The organism is Micromonospora sp. D75 (genome assembly GCF_018070405.1).
Taxonomy (GTDB): Bacteria; Actinomycetota; Actinomycetes; order Mycobacteriales; family Micromonosporaceae; genus Micromonospora; species Micromonospora chalcea.
Window position 1 is genome coordinate 1 of the sequence record NZ_JAGPXV010000314.1, and the last position, 6,856, is coordinate 6,856.

The 6,856-nt window shown below is 71.0% G+C and carries 8 protein-coding genes; 1 reads left to right on the top strand and 7 read right to left on the bottom strand.

Going from position 1 to position 6,856, the window contains the following annotated elements:
* From KBX39_RS18825 to KBX39_RS18850, 6 genes are all read right to left on the bottom strand, one after another.
* Positions 1-544: helix-turn-helix domain-containing protein (locus tag KBX39_RS18825; RefSeq protein WP_210871761.1), on the bottom strand; the 544-nt coding region annotated here is incomplete at its 3' end.
* A 61-nt stretch (positions 545-605) separates the two neighbouring features.
* The gene (locus KBX39_RS18830) at positions 606-1,043 is read right to left on the bottom strand and encodes a VOC family protein (RefSeq protein ID WP_069088613.1); all 438 of its coding nucleotides are present in this window, start codon (positions 1,041-1,043) and stop codon (positions 606-608) included.
* A 109-nt stretch (positions 1,044-1,152) separates the two neighbouring features.
* Entirely contained in the window at positions 1,153-1,644 is a 492-nt protein-coding gene (gene smpB / locus KBX39_RS18835) for an SsrA-binding protein SmpB (protein WP_064445840.1), read from the bottom strand.
* Positions 1,617-2,276, bottom strand: a complete 660-nt coding sequence (locus KBX39_RS18840; protein WP_233607917.1) for a lysoplasmalogenase — start codon at positions 2,274-2,276, stop codon at positions 1,617-1,619. The genes smpB and KBX39_RS18840 overlap by 28 nt, the downstream gene beginning before the upstream one ends.
* Positions 2,277-2,287: 11 nt before the next feature.
* The gene (locus KBX39_RS18845) at positions 2,288-3,115 is read right to left on the bottom strand and encodes a sterol desaturase family protein (RefSeq protein ID WP_043323784.1); all 828 of its coding nucleotides are present in this window, start codon (positions 3,113-3,115) and stop codon (positions 2,288-2,290) included.
* Complete coding sequence (locus KBX39_RS18850; protein WP_043330104.1) at positions 3,112-3,840, bottom strand: FadR/GntR family transcriptional regulator; 729 nt, start codon at positions 3,838-3,840, stop codon at positions 3,112-3,114. The genes KBX39_RS18845 and KBX39_RS18850 overlap by 4 nt, the downstream gene beginning before the upstream one ends.
* Before the next feature lie 137 nt (positions 3,841-3,977).
* Between KBX39_RS18850 and htpG the strand changes: the two genes are divergently transcribed.
* Positions 3,978-5,870: a molecular chaperone HtpG gene (gene htpG, locus KBX39_RS18855; RefSeq protein ID WP_113972780.1), complete on the top strand. Its 1,893-nt coding sequence runs from the start codon at positions 3,978-3,980 to the stop codon at positions 5,868-5,870.
* 561 nt (positions 5,871-6,431) lie between these two features.
* Here htpG and KBX39_RS18860 read toward each other — a convergent pair.
* Positions 6,432-6,856 (bottom strand): SDR family NAD(P)-dependent oxidoreductase (locus KBX39_RS18860; RefSeq protein WP_210871762.1); only part of this gene is annotated, 425 nt, incomplete at its 5' end.

Consider the following 6,856-nt stretch of genomic DNA (forward strand, 5'->3'; position numbering starts at 1 on the left):
GCGTAACCATCTCCGCGCCGGGCCGGCCGGCGGCGCCGCGTTCCCGCCAGCGCCGGCCCAGCTCGGACAGTTCGTCCCGCAGCTCCACCAGCTCGTCGGGGGTCAGGTGCAGCACCGTGTCGCTGCTCGTGGTGCCGCGGACCCAGGCCGGGTCGAGGTCGGCCTCCGATTCCAGGTACGCCTGGTAGCGGGCCACGTAGCGCTGCATGGCGGCCTGGCGCAGCAGGTTGCCGGCGAGCCGGCGCTCGGGGTCGTCGAGCAGTTCGAGGGGATCCCAGTCGGTGGTGGCGTGCGCGGCCCGCCACCACCGTTCGCGCCGGTCCCGGGCGAGTTCGGGGGCCTCGGTCACGAAGCCGTGCTCGGCCAGCTTGCCGACGTGGTAGCTGACCGACCCGACCGCCTCCCCGGTCCGCTCGCTCAGCATGCCGACGGTCTGCGGGCCGCGCAGGCGAAGCTCGCCGAGCAGCCGCAGCCGGGTGGGGTGGGCCAGCGCCCGCATGGCGCGCGGGTCGCTGAGGCGCCGGTTGCCGGTTCCGTCGGTCATGCCGTCAGGCTAGACCGACAAGAAGTAATGTACAAGGAGTCTTGTCGAATCTCCTCGGGTCTCAGTCGAGGCAGAACTCGTTGCCCTCCGGATCGGTCATCAGCACGTGCCCCGCCTCCAGCGGGGGAGCGGGCTCGAAGCGCCCGACGCGCGTCGCGCCCAGCGGGACGAGCAGGTCGGCCGCCGCCTCCAGCGCCGCCATCCGGGCCTCGCCGGTCAGGCCGGGCGCGGCCCGGACGTCCAGATGCACCCGGTTCTTGACCCGCTTGGACTCCGGCACCCGCTGGAAGAACAGTCGCGGACCGGCCCCCTCCGGGTCGACCACTGCCGAGGCGTCGTTGTGCCGCTCCGGCGGAACGCCCATCGCGGTCAGCGCCTGCTCCCACGAGTCGAAGCCCTCCGGCGGGCCCTGGACCCGGTAGCCGAGGACCTCGGCCCAGAACGCCGCCAGCTTCGCCGGGTCGGCGCAGTCGATGGTGATTTGCACGTCGCGGGCCATCTCGGCTCACCTTCCGTCGGTCCCGCCGGCGAACCGGCGGCACGTGTGATCGGTCGCCGTCCAGCCTGCTGGAGCCAGCGGACAGCGACTGTCCTCAACACGGGACGGATCAGGTTCGGCGGCCGGTGGCGCGGCCCTTGAGCCGGCGACCCAACTCCCGGGCGATCTCCTTCTTCGCGTCCCGCTCGGCCAGCGCCTGACGCTTGTCGTACGACCGGCGACCCCGGGCCAGGCCCAGCTCCACCTTGGCCCAGCCGTCGGCGAAGTACATCGACAGCGGCACCAACGTGACGCCGCCGTCGCGCAGCTTCTCCAGGATGCGGGCGATCTCCACCCGGTGCAGCAGCAGCTTGCGGGTGCGCCGGGGCGCGTGGTTGGTCCAGGTGCCGAAGCCGTACTCGGCGATGTGCAGGCCGTACAGCATGATCTCGCCGTCGCGCTCCTGGGCGAACGCGTCGACAAGCGACACCCGCCCCTCCCGCAGCGACTTGACCTCGGTGCCGGCCAGCACGATACCCGCCTCGTACGTCTTGAGGATGTCGTAGTCGTGCCGCGCCTTCTTGTTCGAGGCGATCAGCTTGCGCCCGTTCTCCCTGGCCACGCGAGCAGGGTACCCGCGGGCGGCGACTCCGGGCCGGTCGCCGGGCGGGTCGCGGCCACCCAGCCGGTGGTGATCAGCAGCAGCGCCGCGCAGTAGGTGGTCATCACCAGCAGGCCCCGCCCGGGCAGCTCGATCCCGGCCGCGCCCACGCCGATGAGCAGGTCGGAGACGAGGAAGAACGCGCCGCCGGCGGCGACAGGCGCGGACACCCCGGCCGCGGCGGCGGCCATCAGGCACAGCGCCAGGCTGTAGCCGAGCACCGGCAGCCGCAGCGGCCCGAGCATGCCCCACAGCAGCGCGTTCGCCCCGGCCCAGGCGAGCAGGTAGCCGGCCCACGCCACGACCGGCGCGCGCCGGTGCCGGACGAAGGCGGTTATGAACGCGATCTGGGTGACCAGGAAGAAGCCCATGCCGGCCAGGAACGCGGTGTCACCCTCCAGGAGCAGGGCGACGTCGCCCGCGGTGGCGGCGACCAGGCCGACCGCCACCGCGTCCACCCGGCGGCGGCGCGCCCAGAGGTACGCCAGCAGCACCGGCGCGAGCAGCGGCTTGGCCAGCCACTGGAGCACCGTCGAGTCGAGCGCGACCCCGACCAGTTCGACGGCGGCGACCAGCCCGAACAGGAGCAGCATCCAGGAGCGCCTCATCGGGCCGGCTGCCAGCCCGGGCGGCCGAACAGGTAGCCGAGTCGGTGCCGCCAGCAGTCGGCCCGGCGTACGTCGGACCAGATCGCGGCGAACTCGTGGGTGGCCACCCGCAGCGGGTTGTAGGTGCCGATGTTCTTGGTGAGGCCGTAGCGCGCGGAGGCCCGCTCGGGCTCGAACGTGCCGAACAGCCGGTCCCAGATGATCAGGATGCCGCCGTAGTTGCGGTCCAGGTACTCGGTGTTGGAGCCGTGGTGCACCCGGTGGTGCGACGGCGTGTTGAAGATCCACTCGATCGGCCGGGGCAGCACCCTGATCCGTTCGGTGTGCAGGAAGAACTGGTAGAGCAGGCTGACCGACTGCTGCAGGAAGATCATCCACGGCGGGATGCCGAGCAGGGCCAGCGCGAGCCAGAACGGCAGCGAGGTCATCGGCGTCCAGCTCTGCCGCAACGCGGTCGAGAAGTTGTAGTAGACGCTGGAGTGGTGGACCACGTGGCTGGCCCAGAGCACGCGCACCTCGTGGTGCGAGCGGTGGAACCAGTAGTAGGCCAGGTCGTCGGCGAAGAACAGGATCACCCAGGTCCACCAGTCGCCGGGGGACAACTGCACCGGCGCCACGGTCCACAGCGCCGCGAACAGGCCGACGGTGAGCAGCTTCCACGGGAAGCCGATGATCTGGCTGCCCAGCCCCATGGACAGGCTGGTGGTGGTGTCGCGCAGCTCGTAGCCGCGCTCGTCGTCGTCGGGCAGGAAGCGGTAGGAGACCGCCTCGATCACGATCAGGAGCAGGAACGCCGGGACGGCGTACAGCACGGCGGGGATCATGCGCGCGCTTCCCTTCCGGGGGTGGTGGTGGGGGTGGGGGTGACCGGCGCGGTCAGCAGCTCCCGGGCGTGCCGGGCGGCCGCCGCGCCCTGACCGGAGGCGATCGAGGTGGCGAGACGGCGGTGCCCGGCGACGTCGAGCAGTTCGGCCGCGCGGGCGTCCGGGGGGACGTCACCGACCGCGAACGTGCCGGCCACCAGGCTGTTGAAGGCGAGCTGGTAGGCGGTGTTGCCGCTGCCGCGTACGACCAGCCGCCAGATGGCGATGTTCGCCTCGTTCATCAGGTCCAGGTCGGGGGCCAGGTCGCCGTACTCCTCGGCGGCCCGGACCACGGCGGCGACGACGGCCGCGTCGCCGCGCTCGGCGCACAGCCGGGCCGCGTCGATCCCGACGCACGCCCGCATCTCCAGCATGTCGCGCACCAGCGTCTCGACCGGGAGTACGTCACCGGAGCGGGCCAGTGACAGCGCCAGGTCCAGCCCGGCGTGGACCCGCCAGTCCAGCACCCGGGTCGCGCCGCCCTGACTGACCCGGACCAGGCCGAGCTGCTGCAGGCGGCGCAGCGCCTCCCGGACCGCGTGCCGGTTGACCGCGAACGCGCCGGCCAGCTCGCGCTCGCCGGGCAGCGTCTCGTCCGGCGCGTACCGGCCGGAGACGATCGCGTCGCGCAGCCGGCCGAAGACGTGGTCGGAGACCGAGACGCGGGGCGCGGGATCGAAGGTCATGCGCAGCAGTGTGGCCCCGTACACATCAACCCGTCAACTGGTTGTACCAGTCGAATTCCGGGGCGGCCGGTGCGTGCCGCAGCGGTCACCCCTCGTATCCTTTCCGCCGTAGGAGCCGCCAGAGGGAAGGAGCCGGTGTGAGCGACGGGGTCGAGACGTTGGAGTTCCAGGCCGAGGCCCGTCAGCTGTTGCAGCTGATGGTGCACTCGATCTACTCGAACAAGGACGTCTTCCTGCGCGAACTGATCTCGAACGCGTCCGACGCGCTGGACAAGCTGCGGCTGGAGTCGCTCGTCGACAAGGACCTGCCGGCCGACACCTCCGACCTGCACATCGAGATCGAGGCCGACAAGGACGCCCGTACGCTCACCGTGCGGGACAACGGCATCGGCATGACCCGTGACGAGGTGGTCCGCCTGATCGGCACCATCGCCAAGTCCGGCACCGCCGAACTGCTGCGCAAGCTGCGCGAGTCCTCCGACGCCGCCGCGTCCCAGGAGCTGATCGGCCAGTTCGGCGTCGGTTTCTACGCCACGTTCATGGTCGCCGACAAGGTGACGCTGCTGACCCGCCGCGCCGGACAGTCCGGCGGCACCCGCTGGGAGTCCACCGGCGAGGGCACGTACTCGATCGAGGAGGTCGAGGACGCACCCCAGGGCACCTCGGTCACGCTGCACCTCAAGCCCGTCGACACCGAGGACAACCTGCACGACTACACCGCCGAGTGGACGATCCGGGAGATCGTCAAGCGCTACTCCGACTTCATCTCGTGGCCGATCCGGATGACGGTCGACAAGCCCGGCGAGGACGGCGCCACCACCCGCGAGGAGCAGACGCTCAACTCGATGAAGGCGCTCTGGGCGCGCTCGCGGGACGAGGTCGACGAGGCCGAGTACAAGGAGTTCTACCGGCACGTCGCGCACGACTGGGCCGACCCCCTCGAAACCATCCACATGCGCGGCGAGGGCACCTTCGAGTACGAGGCGCTGCTGTTCCTGCCGTCGCACGCCCCGCTGGACCTGTTCTCCCCGCAGGGCCGCCGCGGCGTGCAGCTCTACGTCAAGCGCGTGTTCATCATGGACGACTGCGACGCGCTGATGCCCAACTACCTGCGCTTCGTCAAGGGCGTGGTGGACGCGCACGACCTGTCGCTGAACATCTCCCGGGAGATCCTCCAGCAGGACCGGCAGATCCGCGCGGTACGCCGCCGGCTGGTCAAGAAGGTCCTCGCCACGCTCAAGGACATGTCCGCCGAGTCGTACCGCACCTTCTGGACCGAGTTCGGCGCGGTGGTCAAGGAGGGTCTGCTGGAGGACGCGGACAACACCGAGACACTGCTGGAACTGGTCCGCGCCGCCAGCACCCACGACCCGGCCGAGCCCACCACGCTGCGGGCGTACGTGGAGCGGATGAAGGACGGGCAGAGCGAGATCTACTACGCCACCGGCGAGAACCGGGCCACCATCGAGAACTCGCCGCACCTGGAGGCGTTCCGCGCCAAGGGCTACGAGGTGCTGATCCTCACCGACCCGGTGGACGAGGTGTGGGTCGAGCGCGTCGGCGCGTACGACGGCAAGACGCTGCGCTCGGTCGCCAAGGGCCAGGTGGACCTGGAGACCGAGGAGGAGAAGGAGAAGGCCGAGGCCGAACGGCAGGAGTACGCCGACCTGCTCACGTTCCTCGGCGGCGCGCTCGCCGACAGCGTCAAGGAGGTTCGCCTGTCCACCCGGCTGACCACCTCGCCGGCCTGCGTGGTGGGCGACGCGCACGACATGACGCCGACGCTGGAGAAGATGTACCGGGCGATGGGCCAGGAAGTGCCCCAGGTCAAGCGGATCCTGGAGCTGAACCCGGCCCACCCGCTGGTCACCGGGCTGCGCAAGGCGCACGGTGAGGGCGGCGACACGGCCGCGCTGACCGAGACCGCCGAGCTGCTGTACGGCATGGCGTTGCTGGCCGAGGGCGGCGAGCTGGCCGACCCGGCCCGGTTCACCCGCATCCTGGCCGACCGCCTGGCCCGCGGCCTGTAGCCCGACCCGACCCGGCCCGCTTGATCGACTCCACTACGCCGAGGTGGCGGTATCTGGGTGCCCCCGATGCCTCCACCTCGGCGAGCTGGTGTCGATCAAGCGCCGGGAAGTCGATCCGGGTGGTTGTCGGGTCAGTCCTTCGCCGGGCTCGTGCGGGCGGCTGGCTGCCGCTTGATCGACTCCAGCTCGCCGAAGTGGTGGTATCAGGCGGGCTCTGACCCCGCCACTTCGCCGAGCTGGTGTTGATCACCTGGGGCGTCCCGGAATGAGGAAGATCGATCGCAGTTGGAGGGACGCTCGGGGCTCTAGATGAGTGAGGGCTCTGGCGGAGATGGTCTTGCGGGCCCGCGTCGGCGGGGCGGCCCTAATGCGCAGGTGTCGAGCGGGTGGATCTGACGGAGCGCCGCTTGGCGAGCGTCGGCTGATGTCGGGCTCTTGTCGAAGGCTGTTGATCGGCTGTGTCCGGGCGGTTGTCGTGGCTTGTGCTTGATCGACACCATTGCGCCGAAGTGGCGGCATCGGACGGGTTCTGACCCCGCCACCTCGGCGAGACGGGTCTGTTCAGGGGAGCGCGGGGTAGAGCGCGGCCACCCCACCGGACAGCCCCGCCTGGACCCGGCGGGCGACGTCGTCGGCCAGGATCTCGTAGCTGTCGGACTCGATGCCGTCGGCGGCGAGCCGGGCGACGTCGGCCGGGTGGGCCTTCGGGCCGGGCACGGCGGCGGCCATCTCGGTGTCCATGTAGCCCACGTGCAGCCCGGCGACCCGGACGCCCCGGCCGGCTAGTTCCAGGCGCAGCGCGTTCGTCATCGACCACTCGGCGGCCTTGGCCGCGCCGTACGCGCCGACGCCGGGGATCGTGAACCAGGACAGCGCCGACAGCACGTTCAGGATCGTGCCGCCGCCGTTCGCCGCGATCCGGGGCGCGAACGCGCGTACCACCGACAGCGTGCCGAGGTAGTGCGTCTCCAGCTCCAGCCGGATCT

Coding starts and splice junctions, on each gene's coding strand:
- KBX39_RS18830 (WP_069088613.1), bottom strand. CDS start 1,043: ATGGCCCGCGACGTGCAAATCACCATCGACTGCGCCGACCCGGCGAAG.
- KBX39_RS18845 (WP_043323784.1), bottom strand. CDS start 3,115: ATGATCCCCGCCGTGCTGTACGCCGTCCCGGCGTTCCTGCTCCTGATC.
- KBX39_RS18850 (WP_043330104.1), bottom strand. CDS start 3,840: ATGACCTTCGATCCCGCGCCCCGCGTCTCGGTCTCCGACCACGTCTTC.
- KBX39_RS18840 (WP_233607917.1), bottom strand. CDS start 2,276: ATGCTGCTCCTGTTCGGGCTGGTCGCCGCCGTCGAACTGGTCGGGGTC.